Consider the following 13194-nt stretch of genomic DNA (forward strand, 5'->3'; position numbering starts at 1 on the left):
TGCATTTCACCCATTTGCCACCCGTGACCTGTCGCCAGTGTCGTGCGTACCCAGCGCCTGGACTTCGTCGAGATCGGCATGCACCTGCACGCGCAGATGGTCGGGCAGCAGCTGGCGGGCACTGCGGTTGAGCACATCGACGTTGAGACGCAGCCCCTGACAATCCACCTCGTAGCGCACGATGTTGCCCAGCAATTGATGGCGCAGGATGACGCCGGGCAGCGCTGGCCCCACATTAGTCGGCAATGGCTGGAGCGGGAAGTCGAGGCCAGCCTCCAGGTGCCCGGGGAGGAGGGGACGTGTCATCTCATCCGGCTGCAGATAGAGCGCCTCCGGCCGCAATGCGACCTGCGGGCTATCGCACAGGTAGCCGAGCAGGGGCCGGGCAAGCTCGCTGCCGATCAGATTGTAATGGCCCATGAAGCCTGCGGCCGTGGCGTCTACCGGTCGGGTGTAGAGCGATGCAGCGTTGCCCTGCTGGAGAATGCTGCCCTGATGCATCAGGAAGATGCGATCTGAGAGCAGCAAGGCCTCTTCCTGATCGTGGGTGACGAACAGGGTGGTGAGGCCGAGACTCTTCTGGATGTCGCGAATCTGATCGCGCAGATGACGGCGGATGCGCGCATCCAGCGCCGAGAGCGGCTCATCGAGCAGCAGGATCTGGGGCTCGACCACCAGCGCGCGCGCCAGTGCCACGCGTTGTCGCTGGCCACCGGACAGCTGATGTGGATAGCGCTGTGCCTGGTCGGTCAGCTCCACCAGTCGCAGTACTTCCGTGACGCGGCGCTCGCGCTCCTCGGGGCGCACCTTCTTCATGCGCAGGCCGAAGGCGACGTTGTCCGCCACGCGCATGTTGGGGAACAGCGCATAGTGCTGGAAGACCATGCCGATGCCGCGCCGCTGGGGCGGCAGACGGGTGATGTCGTGACCATCGACGATGATCTCGCCGCTGTCCACGTCGTTGAGCCCGGCAATGGCGCGCAGCAGGGTGGATTTTCCGCAGCCAGAGGGCCCGAGCAGGGTGATGAACTCGCCACGGGCGATCTCGGCATCGATGTCGGAGAACACGCGCGTCTTGCCGAAACGCTTGGCCAGGCCCTTGAGCGTTAGGTACTGCTGGTCGGCGGCCTGTTCACGCAACGCGCTGGTCAGCAGGCCATCGCTGTCGTGGCGAGAGTGGGTCTGCGGGATATCGGTGGCAAGCATCAGCGGTGCCCTCGTGAATCGGTACGGGAATGGGGGGCGGCAGGGCCAGCTTTCGCGGGCGTGGCGGGCAGACCTTCCGTCATGGCGGTGGCCAGCGCCTCCTCGGGGTCATCTTCCGGCATCGCCTGCTCGGCGGGCTGGCGGTTGCCCAGCCAGGTGAGAATCAGGGTGAACACGAACAGCGTGATGACCAGCGCACTGGTGAAGTGGCCGCTGGCCCCGCGAATGTTGTTCAGGTAGACCTGCAGCGTCTCGAAACGAGTGCCGACCAGCATGTTGGCGAACACGAATTCACCGGCCAGAAACGAGAAGGCCAGGAAGACGGCGATCTGGATGCCGACCCGGATATTGGGCAGGACCACCTGGAAGAAGGCCTGCAGCGGGCTGGCGCCCAGCAACTGGGCGGCTTCCATCAGCGATGCCACATCCAGTGCTCGCAGGCTGTTGGCCAGCGCTCGGTACATGAAGGGCAGCACGATGGTGAAATAGGTGGGAATCAGGATCCAGGGCGTGCCGATGATCGGCAGTGGGCCGCCGGCATACAGCTGCAGCAGACCGACCGAGGATACGATGGGCGGCACGGCGAAGGGCAGCAGGATCAGGCCATTCATCCAGCCATCCAGACGCGGATAGCGGGTATGGGCCAGGAAGACCACCGGCACGATCAACAGCAGTGACAGGATCAGGGCGCCGACGGCGACCAGCAGGGAGCGCCCGAATGCGGCGAGAAAGCGGGGGGTGGTCCACAGCTCCAGAAACCACTTCACCGTCAGGCCATCGGGCGTGAGGCTGGCGCCCCAGCGGGTGGCAAGGGCGTAGAACAGCGTGGCCACCAGCGGCAGTGCCAGCAGCGTGAAGACGCTGCCCACCACCACGCTGTAGGGATTGAGCCCGCGTAGACGCGCCATCAGGCTGGGCAGCAGCGGCTTGCCATGGCGATACGGCAGTTCAGCGGGAAGTGACATGGTAGCTCCTGCGCATGAGCCACTGCTGGATCAGCGTGACGATGACGAGAATGACCACCAGTACCATCGCCAGTGCGCTGGCCAGTTCCGGTTGCAGGAAGAGGTCGCCGGAGACCAGATTGGCGATGCGGATGGTCATCAGGTTGTAGCTGGTGTTCACCAGCGCATAGACGGTGGCATAGGCGCCCATGGCATTGGCGAACAGTACGGTGAGCGTGCCGGCCAGCGACGGCCAGAGCACGGGCAGGCCGATGTGCTGCCAGTAGGCCAGACGGTTGGCACCGAGCAGGCTGGCGGCTTCGCGCCACTCGCCCTTGAGCGTGCTGAAGGCCGGGTAGAGCAGCAGGATGCCCAGCGGGATCTGGAACCAGGTGTAGATGACGATCAGGCCGGTGCGTGAATAGAGATTGAAGTCATCGATGATGCCCAGACGCTCCAGCATCAAGGTCAGCATGCCGTTGGCCCCCATCAGGATGATGAAGGCGAAGGCCAGCGGCACGCCGGCGAAGTTGCTGGTCATGTTGGTGAAGGCGATCATCGCGCGCGTCAGGCCCGGCCCGCAGCGGTGCATGCTGTGACAGGTCACGGCGGCGATCGCCAGTCCCAGCACGCTGGACATCAGCGAGATCTCGAGACTGCGGCCGATGGCCTGGCGGAAGAAGGGGGAGGTGGCGATTTCCTGAAAATTGGCCAGCCCCCAGCCTGCGGGGGTCTTGAAGGCGCTGATCATCACCCAGATCAGCGGGGCGATCTGGAAGGCGAAGAAAAGGATGGCGAAGGGCAGCAGCCACATCGCGGGACTGGTCAGCACTCGCCTGAGGAATGTCGGCATCACGCGTCCCCTCCAGGGCCTGCCAGCAGGGATGTGTTGCTGGCCTTGTCGTGCTCAAGCCCCAGCACGCTTGCCAGGGTGCCGCAGAGCTCGCGCTGGCGAAGGTTGCGGGCGGGACTGCGGGCGAAGGCGCTGCCGAAGGTCCAGAGCGGCACACGGCGCTCTTCTTCGAGAAGCCCGGAATGTGAGCGGTCGGCGTTCATGCCGTGATCGGCGGTGACCATCACCTGATAGCCGGCCTCCAGCCAGCAGGGCAGGTAGTCGGCCAAGGCGACATCGGCATGACGCGCCGCATTGCGATATTGCGCGGACTCACCGCCGTGGCGGTGGCCGGCGTCATCGATGTTCATGCTGTGCACCAGCAGGAAGTCCGGGTCGTGACGCAGTCTCAGCATCTCGGCATCGCTGAAGACGTGGTCGTCCGGGTAGTGATCCTGCCAGTAGAAGATGCCCGCCTGGATGGCGGATTCGGGATTGTCGAGCAGTCGGTGTCTGGCCGGCACGAAGGGGGCGGCGACGTAGAGTTCGCTGACCCAGTGATAGGCGGCTGCCGCGGTGCGTCGCCCCTGCTGACTGGCGAGATCGAACAGGCTCACGCCACGCGAGCGTCGCACGATGCCATTGTTGACGATGCCGGAGTCGACGGGCAGATCACCGGTCAGCAGGCACTCATAGAGCGGTCGCGACATCGCTGGCAGCTCGCACTCCAGCGACTGGTACTGCCCGCGACCGGCCTCGACCAGGGCACTCAGATAGCCCATGGCATGCCGGCCCACGGCATGGTTGAGGCCATCGAGCACGACAAGAATGACACGCTGGGACATGAAGACTCCGTGAAGCTCAAGACGGCACCGTGTGGACGGTGCCGTCTGTCAGGATGGTGCGCGCTCTATCCGCTCTGGACAGAGGCCGGGGGTCACTGCTGGTGGATCAGTACCTGGGACTGCCACTGACGCGGCAGCTGTCGGGCACTGGCTTCCCAGCCGGCGAAGTCCTGTACCGGGCGGGCATTGGCGTACTGCTCGTTGGGCAGCAGCTTGGCGGCGATGTCTTCCGGCAGGGTCAGGTGCTCGGCGCGGATCGGGCGGGCGTAACCTGCCGCCAGGTTCAGCTGGCCGGCATCTGACAGGATGTACTCACGCGCCAGCTTGGCGGCGTTCGGGTGAGCGGCATGCTTGTTGATGATGGTGGCGTAGCCCGAGGTGACGGAGGCATCCGAGGGGATGACCACCTCGAAGGTGTCGCGGTTGATCTGATCGCGATAGTTGAGCGCGTTGAAGTCCCACAGCAGCGCGACCTCCACCTCGCCCTTCTCCAGGTTGGCGATGCTCGGCTCGGCCAGTGACAGGCGTCCCTGGCGGGCCAGTTCGGCGAACACTTCCAGACCCGGCGTCAGGTCTGACTCGCTGCCGCCATTGGCGAAGGCTGCGGCCAGGATGGCGTTGTTGGCCTGGGAGGCCTTGCCGACCGCGCCGACGGAGACCTTGTAATCGCCATTGGCGAGATCCGCGAAGGAAGCGGGGCGCTGATCTTCACTGACGAGTGTCTTGTTGATCATCAGGGAGATGGTGCCGGTGTAGCCCAGCATCCACTCGCCATCTTCATCCTTGGCCCAGTCGGGAATCTCGTCCCAGGTGGTCGGCTTGTAGGCTTGAGTCACGCCCTGCTTGACCGCGATGGGGCCGAAGGCGAAGCCCACGTCACCGATATCTGCCGTGGCGTTCTCGCCTTCGGCCTTGAACTTGGCGACTTCCTCGGCGGAGCTCATGTCGGTATCGCTGTGCGCGATGGAATACTTCGACTCGAGGTCTGCCCAGGTGTCCTTCCAGTTGGCCCAGCTGTCCGGCATGCCGACGCTGTCGACGCGGCCTTCTGCCTGGGCGGCCTTGAGCAGTGCTTCCGGCACTTCAGCGGCACTGACGGAGGCGCTGCTCAGCAGGGTGGCCATGAGGGCCGAGACCATCAGGCCGGCGGTACGGGGCGAGGTAGCGGTGAACGACTTCAATGACAATCCTCCCAGACGGGGTAATCAACGGATGCGAGAGTGCATTCCTGGCCAGCGAGTCGCCGAGGCGAGCAGGCAGGCGAGATGGGGTCAAAGCTGGTTCTTGTCCTGCGCAGTCTTCCTCGAGACCTGCCACCTCAATTTCTGTGGTCTAGTTCAGTCTCGGGGCTGACATGACTTTACGCAGCGGTTGTGACAGTCGCGTGTCGTCACTATGTCAGTGTCGTGATGTCAGTGTCGTGGCAATGAGCCATCAGCCATCAGCGCTACATGTTTTGACGCAACGCTGCGTGGTGCCGGCTGATTTCCTGACAATTCCCTGCATGACAGCGTGCTCCTGTGCTAGATATCCGCCTCGGATTCTCACGCGCAGCACACAGGAAAGCCTTGCGCTGTCACCGGATCGTCATGCCTGTGTCATGGTGCTCGGCGAGCGTGGGCTGACTCGCCTGGCGACGTCTACACTAGACCACAGCGATCGCGATTCTCGAGCCTTGTCATGATGGACACCTTGGATGACATGCAAGTGACTCGCCAGAAATCGCTCTCTTTCGTTATCTTTCAGGAACTTCGCATGCCTTCATCATCGATCGAGCCCACAGGTGACGATGCAACTTCCCTGACGCGCACGGCGGATTTGCCCGTCACCGGGCTCAAGGGCAGGCTGCTGAACCATCTTGAAGCAGCGCCGCTGCATGCCTCGCAGCGTCTGCCGTCCGAGCGTGAGATGATCGAGCGGTTCGGCACCACACGAGTCACCTTGCGAGATGCCTTGCTGCAGCTGGAAGCGGAAGGGCGAATCTATCGCGAGAACCGCCGCGGCTGGTTCGTCTCGCCGCCGCGCCTCAGGTATGACCTGCTGGCATGTCTGCCTTTTCACGAGATGGTGCAGTCGCAGCAGCGGGTCGCTTCCACCGAGGTGCTGGCCGCTCAGGAAGTTCCCGCTGATGAGGTGATCGCCCAGCGTCTGGGAATTGCACGGGGCGCCGGGGTCTATCGCATCACGCGGGTGCGGCGCATCGATGGCCGGCGGGTGCTGCACGTCTGTCATCACCTGCGACGCGACTGCTTCCCCGGCATTCTCGATTTCGACCTCTCGGCGCATTCGCTGACGACGCTCTACCTTCACCAGTACGCCATTCGCATCCGGCGCGTGAGCTTCGAGCTGGCCTCCAGCGTGTTCGACGCCGAGACGGCCGTCGCCCTGAATGCGGCACCGGGTAGCCCGGCGCAGCGCATCACGCGAATCAACTTCGATCAGAATGGCCGCGCAGTGGACTGCGATGATGAACACTGGCGTCACGATGCCATCGAGTTGACGTTATCCGCCGCACCACAGCGCTAGAGGGCAATCTGGGGACACACGCCACCAGTCTCCGGGACTTTCCTTCAACTCGACGAAAACGCCCGCAAGTCCTCCTCTGACGGGAAGGCTTGCGGGCGTTGTGGTAATGGCGTGCGTGATGTGGCCGTGGGGCATCGTGGGGGCAAGCCCTCAGCGCATCAGCAGCGTGTCATCTATCTCGCGGAAGTGATCAGAGCTGCGCATCAGGGCGAGGGCAGTGAGTGCCTCGACGCCGTAGACACGCGTCGTGACGGCATGGCGCGCTGCGACATGCTCCAGCAGCAGGGCGAAGTCACCATCGCCGGAGGCGAGAATGATCTCGTCGACCTCGGGGGCGGCTTCCATCACGTCGATGGTGATGCCGACATCCCAGTCGCCCTTGGCCGAGCCGTCGCCGCGCTGGATGAAGGGCTTGAGTTTGACCTCAAAGCCTATCTCGCGCAGGCGTTGCTGGAATTGCTGCTGCTTGGGGTCACCACGGTCAATCGCATAGGCGTAGGCATGCGTGATGCTGCCCAGGGATTCCAGTTCGGCCCACAGTCGGCGGTAATCGAATTGCCGGCCAAAGGTGTCGCGGGTGGTGTAATAGATATTCTGGACATCGATGAAGACGGCGAGGCGCGTGGGCGAGTCGGATGTCGGCAAGGACGGTTGGATTGCGGGCGTGGGAGAGTTCGACATTGGCTGTCACAGGGACCGGAAGGCTGAATGATGTGCCTGAAGCAGAGCAGGCAGGTACTGGAGGCGCGTGCGGCGTGGGAGTCGTTCAGGTGTCGCGGGATGACTCAGGCATTGCGCCTGGCTCCGACGATGAGTGCTTGTGCTGCTGACACCATGCAAGGAGAGCGGATCTGTCTTTCTCTGACCTGTCTGCTGTGATCTGTCTACCCTGACCTGTCTGGTGCTATCGGTTGAAAGCAGAGCTGTTGAAAGCAGCGCTGTTCCAGATAGCGCCATCTCGAGAGGAGGGCAGAGACCGGCCGCTGCCAATCATGGCGAGCAGCGGCTGGCGATCTTCTGACAGCTTGCCACGATCAGGCCGAGTCTGGGCCTGATGGAAGCATCAGTTGCCGGCAGCGGGATTGGAGGGCTTGGTCGGCTTGTGGCCGATGATCTGACCGCTGACGCCGGATTCAATCACTTCAACCTTGCCGCCACGATCGAGGAAGGCTTGCATCTGGGCTTCCAGCGAGGCGGATGTTTCAACAGCAGCGGGTGCTTTCTTCTTGGCAGCAGTACGAGTGTTGGCCATGCGGGACTCCGTTCCGAGACGTGAGGGGTGGAAGAGCATGATAACACGACTGCGTTTTTCCTGCTTGATCGCGTCAGAAGTAATTAAGAAGTGGTGATTTCGCTGCGTGATATGTTCGTGATGTCGTGAGACGACAGCGGCGCTGTTGCGATCACACCAACACAGAGATGCCAGCAGACAGTGAGTCAGGGCGTTGAAAAGTGATCCAGGCGGCGACATCTCCTTCTTCACGTTGATACTTTTCATGATGCAAGGAGAGCTGGCATGGCGAACACCTTTGACGGCAACACCCGAAGCTACGCACTCAAGTCCGATTCCGCCGATCTGGCGCCATGGAATTTCGAGCGCCGTCAGCCGCGCCCGGATGATGTGGCCATCGAGATCCTGTATTGCGGTGTCTGTCATTCGGACCTGCACGTCGGTCGCAATGACTGGGGCTTCACCCAGTATCCCATCGTGCCGGGTCACGAGATCGTCGGGCGAGTTACCCAGGTCGGCGATGATGTCAGCCAGTACAAGGTGGGTGACATGGTCGGTGTCGGCTGCATGGTAGATTCCTGCCGTGAGTGCAGCGCCTGCCACGAGGGGCTCGAGCAATACTGCCTCGAGGGCATGACCATGACCTACGGCAGCCCGGATCGCCACGATGGCAGCCTCACGCAAGGCGGCTATTCCGACAGGATCGTCGTCAGCGAGCGCTTCGTGGTGTCCATCCCTGACAAGCTGGACCCGGCGGTGGCTGCGCCGCTGCTGTGTGCCGGTGTCACGACCTATTCTCCGCTGCGCCACTATGGCGTGAAGTCTGGCGACAAGGTCGGTGTGATCGGCATGGGTGGCCTGGGCCACATGGGGATCAAGTTCGCCAAGGCGATGGGCTGTGAAGTCACCCTGTTCACGCGCAGTGAAGCCAAGGTAGCGGAAGCGCGCGAGAATGGCGTCGATCACGTCATCGTGTCCAGCGACGATGAGCAGATGGCCGCCGCGACCGAAACCTTCGATTTCCTGCTCGATACGGTACCGGTGCCGCACGATCTCAACCCCTACCTCAATACCCTGAAGTACGACGGTACCCATATTCTCGTCGGGCTGGTGCAGGAGGTAGACCCCGCACTGCAGGGCGGCAATCTGGTCATGAAGCGTCGTGTGCTGGCGGGCTCGCTGATCGGCGGCATGCCGGAGACCCAGGAAGTGCTCGATTACTGTGCCGAGCATGACATCACCTGCGATATCGAGATGATCGACATCCAGAATATCAACGAGGCGTGGGAGCGCATGCAGCAGGGCAAGGTGAAATACCGCTTTGTCATCGACATGCAGAGCTTGAAGAACGCCTGACACCTGTCGTCATACCATGCCAGGTCTGGTGTGGTGGCATGAAAAAAGCCCCCGGTATCCCTCTGGATGCCGGGGGCTTTCGCGTCTGTCATGTCACAAAATTGTGATGGGGTGATTCCCGATCGAGGCGAAAACGCGTATAAGAACGCGATGAAAACGCCAAAGAGAATCCAGCCGCTCATAGATGACGGACTGGTCGATGAAGTGCTTCGCCCCTTGATGAGTGGCAAGGAAGCCTCGGTCTACGTGGTGCGCTGCGGAGAAGAGATTCGCTGCGCCAAGGTCTACAAGGATGCTGCCCAGCGCAGCTTCAAGCAGGCCGTGCTCTACCAGGAAGGCCGCAAGGTACGCAACAGCCGTCGTCAGCGGGCGATGGAGAAGGGCTCCGGTTTCGGACGCGACCAGCAGGAAGCCGCCTGGCAGAACGCCGAGGTGGATGCCCTCTATCGTCTGGCCGATGCCGGTGTGCGCGTGCCTCAGCCATACGGCTGCTTTGACGGTGTGCTGCTGATGGAGCTGGTCACCGACGACGATGGCAATGTGGCACCGCGCCTCAATGACGTCTCGATGTCGGCGGAACAGGCGCGTGAAGACCACGCCTTGATGATGCATTACATCGTTCGCATGTTGCATGCCGGCCTGGTGCACGGGGATCTGTCCGAGTTCAATGTGCTGGTCGATGACTACGGCCCGGTGATCATCGATCTTCCGCAGGCGGTGGACGCAGCGGCCAACAACAATGCCAAGAGCATGTTGGCGCGCGATGTCGCCAACATCACCGCCTACTATGCGATGTTCGCTCCGGAACTTGCCCAGACTCGCTACGCTGATGAGATATGGGCATTGTTCGAGGCCGGTGACATGGACCCGGATGTCGAGCTGACGGGTCTCTTCGAGGATGACCCTGAGGCGCCGGACGTGGATGCGCTGCTCGAGAACATCATGGCCGCCATGGAAGAGGAGCAGGAACGCAAGGCGCGTCTGAAGAGTGCCGAAGACGGCGATGATGATTAGATGCTGAGCGGGTGGAGCGCCGGGCATCAGGCCCGGTGATGATGCCTTGAGACACGACAACGCCGCTTCACGATGAAGCGGCGTTGTCGTGTCTGGCTAGCGAAGGCTTCAGGCGGGGTCGACGGCGTGCTGCTCGGTCTCCGGGTCGTGGCGACGGTGACGCAGCTCGATGCCCCTGAGCAGATTGCGCAGGATCTGGTCCTTGCATTCGCGGTAGTGGCGATGGTCCGGCTTGCGGAAGAAGGCGGACAGTTCCGACTTGGTGATCATCTCGAAACCGGCCAGCGCCAGCAGATCCAGCATGTCATCGTCCTTGAGCTCGAAGGCGATCTTGAGCTTGCGCAGGATCAGATTGTTGTCGAGACGCTTTTCCGGTGCGGGCTGAGCACCCTCGCGCTTGCCCCGGCGCACGTTGATCAGGCCATTGAGGAAGCTGGCCAGATCGATGTCCTTGATGCGCTGCTGGGCATCGTCGTCATCACGCTTGAGCCAGTCACTGACCTGGGCGCGGGTGACTTCGTGGTCGGCGGCGGCGAAGGTGTTGATCATGTCGCTGTCGGAGAGATTGAGTGCGTAGCGCAGGCGACGGATGATGTCGTTGTTGGTCACGGGCGTGGGTCCGGTCTTTGAGGATGTCTTGAAGTTGCGTGGCGCGCCATGCATGGCGTCAATGGCGCGCAGCATACCAGATCAGGGTGGGGTGCCGCTCCATCCCGGCGCGCTTCCCGGCCGGGGTGGCAGGCAGGGCGTGAGTCAGGGCGGCAGGCAGAACCGCGAGCCGACTTCGGTGATCAACGTCCGGGCGTCGGGACATCCTGATGACTGACGTCTTCGTCTTCTGCGGTCTCGCGTGCTTCGGCGTGATCCTCCGCGTCAGGCTCGGGCCTTTCATCGACGTGATTCGTCTTCTGGTTCGGGGTCAGTGCCAGCTCCGTCAGCAGCGGGAAATGATCGGAGCCGAAGGCTTCCATGCGAGCCACGCGCACCACGCTGAAATGCCGGCTATGGAAGAGGTGGTCCAACGGCCAGCGCAGCAAGGGAATGCTGGCATGGAACGTATTGAACATGCCACGGCCGACGCGTGGGTCCAGCAGGCCGGACAGTTTGCGGAACAGGCGTGTGGTGCGAGACCAAGCCACGTCGTTGAGATCTCCCGTCACGATGATGGGCTGCTCGCTCTCGGCCACGCTCTTGGCCACGATGACAAGCTCCGCGTCTCGTTCACTGGACTCCTCGTTTTCGGTCGGGCTGGGCGGTGCGGGATGCAGGAAATGAGCGCGTATGCGATCGCCGCTCTTGAGCTCCAGATGGGCATGCATCGAGGGCACGTCATCTTCGACCAGGTAGTCGATGCTGGCGTCGTGCAGGGGCAGACGAGAATAGACATGCATGCCGTAGAGGTTGTCCAGCGGGCACTTGAGCGTATGCCGGTAGCCATGCTCCGGCTCATCTCCCTCCAGGACATCCAGGCGGCTTTCCCACCAGCCATCGGACTCCAGGGTGACGAGAACGTCGGGTTGCTCGCGCCTGACGATCGCCAGCAGGGCGTCGCTGTCGTGGTTGCTGGTCAGCACGTTGGCGGTCAACAGACGCACATGACGTGCGGGATCACTGTGCTGCGCGACGCCCGATTCACAGCGGGCGAGCCGGGTGTAGGGAATGATCCACTGCGCCTGGTAGATGAGCCCTGCCAGTGCGATGAAAGCCAGCGTCAGCCGCAGTCCTGTCGCGAGCTCGCCAACGAGAAGGTCGGCCACCAGCAGGGCCGCCCAGAGTACCGCCAGCTGCAGGCGGGGAAAGTCCATGATGCGGACGGACCAATGCCGCAGGCGCGTGAGTGGCAGCAGGGTGAAGGCTGCCATCAGCAGCGTGAGTACGCCGAGTAGCGTGGGGATCATGGGGGCTCCGGTGACAGGAATGGGGCGGGAAATCAAACGCTCAAGCGTCAGACATGGTGGCGACATGCCTGACACTCAAGTCAGGACGCTTTACTCACGAGGCAACCCGTCGCTGACGCCAGAGACGCGCGATCCATTGCCAGCGATTGATCAGCAGGGCCATGAAGATCAGTCCGCAGCCTGTCATCTGGATCAGGGTCATGCGCTCTCCGAACCAGGCCGCCGACATCAGGGCCGCCCAGACCGCTTCGAGCATCAGGATGACCGAGGCATGGCTGGGCGTGGTCAGGCTCTGTGCGTAAATCTGCAGGAAGAAACGCAGGGTGCTGGCGATCAGAGTACTGGCCAGAAACCAGCTCAGGATGTCGAGACTGATGCCGGCCGGCCAGCTTTCGCTGATGGCCGACAGCACCAGGCAGGTGACGCCGGTGGTCATCAGCTGGATGGCTGTCAGCGGCAGGGCCGGGATATTGCGCACCAGACGTGAATTGAAGTTGAACACCAGGGCGAACAGGCAGGCAGCCCCGAAGATGAGCCATTGTGCCGGTTCAATATGAAAGCTTTCCGTAGCGCCGGGTTGTCCCATGCCCAACAGAGCGAAACCGAGCAGGGCGGTGGGCAGGGCGATCCAGGTGCTCATCGGCGGCCTGTCCTTGAACAGCAGGCGGGCGAGCACCGGTACCATCAGAATCCCGAAACTGTTGATGAACGCGATCACGCCGAGCTGCTCGGACAGTGCCACCCCCAATGACCAGCAGGCCATGGCACCGCCAAACAGGACGCCGACTCCACTGGCGCGCAGCTTGCGAGTAGTGGAAAGCTGTCTCAGCGAGCGAGCGTCGAAGATCGCCAGGATGAGGCCTGCCAGCAGGAAGCGGCTGCCGATGAACAGTAGCGGAGGCATACCGGCCATGGCTTCCTTGGAGAAGATCCAGCCGGCGGCGGCGATGATGGTGACCAGCAGAAGCAACAGATCGGCCTTGAAAGGCGAGCGTGAAGGCGTCGTCTCGGTAGTGGTGCTCATGGGGTGGCGTCGGTTCCTTTGGGCATGGGAATGTCTGATCTCTATCCTAACAAGCTGATACAGGCGGTGCTGTCATATATCGGAACTTGCAAATTCAACAATGGAGCTTGAATTCCGTGGCAGGATAAGCCTAATGCAGAGGGAATCGATAGCGTTGCAGCGATTGATCTCGCGGCTTTTCACGAATGCAGGAATGGTGGTCAGGAGGCTGGATGGCGACACCGTCGCAGGACACGACATCGAAAGATCATGGGCATGAATCCGGGCACGTGCATGCGCATGGTCATTCACACGGTCATCACCATGGTCATTCACACG

Annotated in this window: 13 protein-coding genes; 3 read left to right on the forward strand and 10 right to left on the reverse strand. The window is 62.3% G+C overall.

Annotated elements, in window-relative coordinates; translation table 11 throughout:
* Nucleotides 1-6: 6 nt before the first annotated feature.
* The 5 genes from QD228_RS09690 to QD228_RS09710 all read right to left on the reverse strand — a co-directional run bounded on the left by QD228_RS09690 (nt 7) and on the right by QD228_RS09710 (nt 5008).
* Nucleotides 7-1206 carry an ABC transporter ATP-binding protein gene (locus QD228_RS09690; RefSeq protein ID WP_176503906.1) on the reverse strand — a complete coding sequence of 400 codons (1200 nt, stop codon included), beginning with the start codon at nt 1204-1206 and terminating at the stop codon, nt 7-9.
* Nucleotides 1206-2171, reverse strand: a complete 966-nt coding sequence (locus QD228_RS09695) for an ABC transporter permease (protein WP_218015083.1) — start codon at nt 2169-2171, stop codon at nt 1206-1208. The genes QD228_RS09690 and QD228_RS09695 overlap by 1 nt, the downstream gene beginning before the upstream one ends.
* Entirely contained in the window at nt 2155-3003 is an 849-nt protein-coding gene (locus QD228_RS09700) for an ABC transporter permease subunit (RefSeq protein ID WP_176494211.1), read from the reverse strand. The genes QD228_RS09695 and QD228_RS09700 overlap by 17 nt, the downstream gene beginning before the upstream one ends.
* On the reverse strand, nt 3003-3827 hold the full coding sequence (locus QD228_RS09705; RefSeq protein WP_084208519.1) for an alkaline phosphatase family protein: 825 nt from the start codon (nt 3825-3827) through the stop codon (nt 3003-3005). The genes QD228_RS09700 and QD228_RS09705 overlap by 1 nt, the downstream gene beginning before the upstream one ends.
* 92 nt (nt 3828-3919) lie before the next feature.
* Nucleotides 3920-5008 carry an extracellular solute-binding protein gene (locus tag QD228_RS09710; RefSeq protein ID WP_240499713.1) on the reverse strand — a complete coding sequence of 363 codons (1089 nt, stop codon included), beginning with the start codon at nt 5006-5008 and terminating at the stop codon, nt 3920-3922.
* A 574-nt stretch (nt 5009-5582) separates the two neighbouring features.
* Here QD228_RS09710 and QD228_RS09715 point away from each other — a divergent pair.
* On the forward strand, nt 5583-6353 hold the full coding sequence (locus QD228_RS09715; protein WP_279854648.1) for a UTRA domain-containing protein: 771 nt from the start codon (nt 5583-5585) through the stop codon (nt 6351-6353).
* A gap of 150 nt (nt 6354-6503) precedes the next feature.
* Here QD228_RS09715 and QD228_RS09720 read toward each other — a convergent pair whose 3' ends face one another.
* A complete protein-coding gene (locus QD228_RS09720) occupies nt 6504-6998 on the reverse strand; it encodes an NYN domain-containing protein (RefSeq protein WP_279875408.1) in 495 nt (164 codons plus the stop codon).
* 418 nt (nt 6999-7416) lie between these two features.
* The gene (locus QD228_RS09725) at nt 7417-7851 is read right to left on the reverse strand and encodes a hypothetical protein (protein WP_254696500.1); all 435 of its coding nucleotides are present in this window, start codon (nt 7849-7851) and stop codon (nt 7417-7419) included.
* Nucleotides 7852-7869: 18 nt separating this feature from the next.
* On the opposite strand from QD228_RS09725, the gene QD228_RS09730 reads away from it, so the two are divergent.
* Both QD228_RS09730 and QD228_RS09735 read left to right on the forward strand, forming a co-directional pair.
* Complete coding sequence (locus QD228_RS09730; protein ID WP_077375804.1) at nt 7870-8940, forward strand: NAD(P)-dependent alcohol dehydrogenase; 1071 nt, start codon at nt 7870-7872, stop codon at nt 8938-8940.
* 150 nt (nt 8941-9090) lie between these two features.
* A complete protein-coding gene (locus tag QD228_RS09735; protein ID WP_084208521.1) occupies nt 9091-9954 on the forward strand; it encodes a PA4780 family RIO1-like protein kinase in 864 nt (287 codons plus the stop codon).
* 108 nt (nt 9955-10062) lie between these two features.
* Here QD228_RS09735 and QD228_RS09740 read toward each other — a convergent pair whose 3' ends face one another.
* The 3 genes from QD228_RS09740 to QD228_RS09750 form a co-directional block, all read right to left on the reverse strand.
* Nucleotides 10063-10563 carry a DUF1456 family protein gene (locus tag QD228_RS09740; RefSeq protein WP_279875413.1) on the reverse strand — a complete coding sequence of 167 codons (501 nt, stop codon included), beginning with the start codon at nt 10561-10563 and terminating at the stop codon, nt 10063-10065.
* 182 nt (nt 10564-10745) lie between these two features.
* Nucleotides 10746-11852: an endonuclease/exonuclease/phosphatase family protein gene (locus QD228_RS09745; RefSeq protein WP_136939351.1), complete on the reverse strand. Its 1107-nt coding sequence runs from the start codon at nt 11850-11852 to the stop codon at nt 10746-10748.
* A 94-nt stretch (nt 11853-11946) separates the two neighbouring features.
* On the reverse strand, nt 11947-12876 hold the full coding sequence (locus QD228_RS09750; protein ID WP_084208522.1) for a DMT family transporter: 930 nt from the start codon (nt 12874-12876) through the stop codon (nt 11947-11949).
* Nucleotides 12877-13194: the final 318 nt, after the last annotated feature.

This window comes from Cobetia sp. 3AK (assembly GCF_029846335.1).
In the GTDB taxonomy this organism is placed as follows: domain Bacteria; phylum Pseudomonadota; class Gammaproteobacteria; order Pseudomonadales; family Halomonadaceae; genus Cobetia; species Cobetia marina.

Bases quoted from the DNA above. Each gene is read 5' to 3' on its own strand.
- QD228_RS09690 (WP_176503906.1), bottom strand. From the start codon at position 1,206: ATGCTTGCCACCGATATCCCGCAGACCCACTCTCGCCACGACAGCGAT.
- QD228_RS09695 (WP_218015083.1), bottom strand. From the start codon at position 2,171: ATGTCACTTCCCGCTGAACTGCCGTATCGCCATGGCAAGCCGCTGCTG.
- QD228_RS09700 (WP_176494211.1), bottom strand. From the start codon at position 3,003: ATGCCGACATTCCTCAGGCGAGTGCTGACCAGTCCCGCGATGTGGCTG.
- QD228_RS09705 (WP_084208519.1), bottom strand. From the start codon at position 3,827: ATGTCCCAGCGTGTCATTCTTGTCGTGCTCGATGGCCTCAACCATGCC.
- QD228_RS09715 (WP_279854648.1), top strand. From the start codon at position 5,583: ATGCCTTCATCATCGATCGAGCCCACAGGTGACGATGCAACTTCCCTG.
- QD228_RS09725 (WP_254696500.1), bottom strand. From the start codon at position 7,851: ATGAAAAGTATCAACGTGAAGAAGGAGATGTCGCCGCCTGGATCACTT.
- QD228_RS09730 (WP_077375804.1), top strand. From the start codon at position 7,870: ATGGCGAACACCTTTGACGGCAACACCCGAAGCTACGCACTCAAGTCC.
- QD228_RS09735 (WP_084208521.1), top strand. From the start codon at position 9,091: ATGAAAACGCCAAAGAGAATCCAGCCGCTCATAGATGACGGACTGGTC.
- QD228_RS09745 (WP_136939351.1), bottom strand. From the start codon at position 11,852: ATGATCCCCACGCTACTCGGCGTACTCACGCTGCTGATGGCAGCCTTC.
- QD228_RS09750 (WP_084208522.1), bottom strand. From the start codon at position 12,876: ATGAGCACCACTACCGAGACGACGCCTTCACGCTCGCCTTTCAAGGCC.